The following is a 2,037-nucleotide window of genomic DNA, read 5'->3' as shown; positions in this document are numbered from 1 at the left end:
CCTCATAAGTGTGCAAACACGAAATAGGAGGGTTATCAATTTGATAACAACAACTGATTGACTGAAAGTAGGAATGAAAGCCGTCAGGTTGAGCTGAAACTAMTTATCTGATACTCCTACATGCAAGGCGTGATAGTAGTCACTAATTGTATGAAGCTAGGTGAAGTCGGCTGAACAAAACCTAAGTGAAAAATCATATGGTGATGGATAGGTCGGGATGCTACAAAATATCTATGGTGAGAATGTCTARATGGACTGGCGAACTTGCGAATGTACGGGTCTAAACGCTTAATACATTAGAAATGTGTATGTCGTCAATGACGACGTTATCTACCGAAAAGTAAGAGTAAATGATATGAAATTCGGAACATCTAACGATGARGGTGTAAAGATAACAGGCTTAAAGCAAGCAYCTAAGGATATATGTATAGCTAAGTCAATTGGAACGTRGTAAGCAAGAAACTGTCATCAACGCCTACTAGCAGACAGGTGCATATAAGGTTCTAACGAACCGAAATTGCTTCATTCTTGTGAAGGTGGGGACATAGTACCGAAGAAGCATGTAATAAATGTGGAGGGATAGTCCCTAGTCTTGTTCTTTGAAAACTAAATCAATTAGATGTAACTCACAGGATCGAGTAAGATGATGTGACCTTTCGYAAGAAAGGGGAATTAATACGTTGGTGAGTACAACATTGTTTGTAATCTAGTTGCTTTAGTATAGAAGAATAAGATGGGGCGCTGTATGCGATGAAAGTCGCACGTACAGTGTTAAGCGRGGGAAAAGATGGAGATAACTTCAAAGTCTTACCTATCGCAACTAATAGCAGGGAGGGGAATAGTGCACCTAAAGGAGTATACCGTTTACAAAAGTGAATCGCTCATATGTATCGGGACTATAAAGGAATGCGCTCAGCATATGGGAGTGTCTGGTGATTTCTAACATAAAAAGAGAGCACAAAGGCTCTCCTTAATGGTTTTGTGATCCGCCAGYAAAACGAAAAGMTWCAAGTACWTYAATACATTAGAAATTTTGTGAACAYGAAKSACAAGGTCCRCCAGTMGGTTGGAATACAACRTTATCMACAAAAGCKKYTSCACCTTCTCCRCCTGTAGMAATATTTTGGAAAKCAACACATGCTGTAGTCACACCAGGAGGTATACACACAACAAGAATATAATGTTGGAAAAGAGATTGCGGTTGATTCATAACAGGTATAATATGTGGAATATTTAATGTACCAAGAGTTGTAAAGAGCGGAGGACATCCATGTCCAGGAAGTTCTGGAAAAGATACAGAAGCTATAAGAAATGCATTATCCCTTACATCCGCAGCGAAAGAAAACGTAAAACAACAGCCTTCGCCAACATCAACTGATTGATTAATACTTCCACCGGGTTCAATTGACGCAGCTAAGAGACTAAGTGTCCCATCTGAAAGGATGCGACCACTATGAGCGTTTGGAACACCTACCTCTGTAACATCCCCAATTGGATTCCAACCAGGAACTGGATCGGTTATTATTGGTAGCTCATCAAATCCAGGGTTGTCAAGAACATTAGTACATGGACAACACCCTACTGCTGTTGGTCCTGTTGGTCCTGTTGGTCCTGTTGATCCTGTTGGTCCTGTTGGTCCTGTTGATCCTGTTGGTCCTGACGGTCCTCCTGACGGTCCTGTTGGTCCTGTTGGTCCTGTTGGTCCTGTCGGTCCTGTTGGTCCTGACGGTCCTGTTGGTCCTGTCGGTCCTGTTGGTCCCGTTGGACCAATTTCAGGTGGAGGTAAAGGGGGGCCAAAACATTCGCACGGAATATGAAATTTCTTTTCAAATTTACTCATTTTTACACCTTCCTTATCATTCACCCACTTACACTTTATAGTTTATGAATTAGCTAACACGCAAGTATAAGGAAAAAGCCTTTAAAAATAAAAATAAGCATATGCCCTTATGTCACAGATATAAACCTATTCCATTAATTGCTAGTTATATCGACATAAGTTACGCAAGAACAGGGTATGTAAGAACAGGGTATGTA

At 40.9% G+C, this 2,037-nt stretch carries 2 protein-coding genes; one reads left to right on the top strand and one right to left on the bottom strand.

The genetic code is table 11. From position 1 onward, the window contains the following. Nucleotides 1-750: 750 nt before the first annotated feature. A complete protein-coding gene (locus AC1DJR_RS27880) occupies nt 751-876 on the top strand; it encodes a hypothetical protein (RefSeq protein WP_477004035.1) in 126 nt (41 codons plus the stop codon). Nucleotides 877-1,024: 148 nt separating this feature from the next. On the opposite strand, the gene AC1DJR_RS27875 is transcribed toward AC1DJR_RS27880, so the two are convergent. Next, on the bottom strand, nt 1,025-1,840 hold the full coding sequence (locus AC1DJR_RS27875) for a collagen-like protein (protein WP_477004034.1): 816 nt from the start codon (nt 1,838-1,840) through the stop codon (nt 1,025-1,027). Nucleotides 1,841-2,037 lie beyond the last annotated feature (197 nt).

The sequence above is a fragment of the Bacillus sp. 05T31 genome (genome assembly GCF_056396725.1).
The sequence above is the reverse complement of the archived record's forward strand: the minus strand, read 5'-3'. Positions and strand labels throughout refer to the sequence as shown.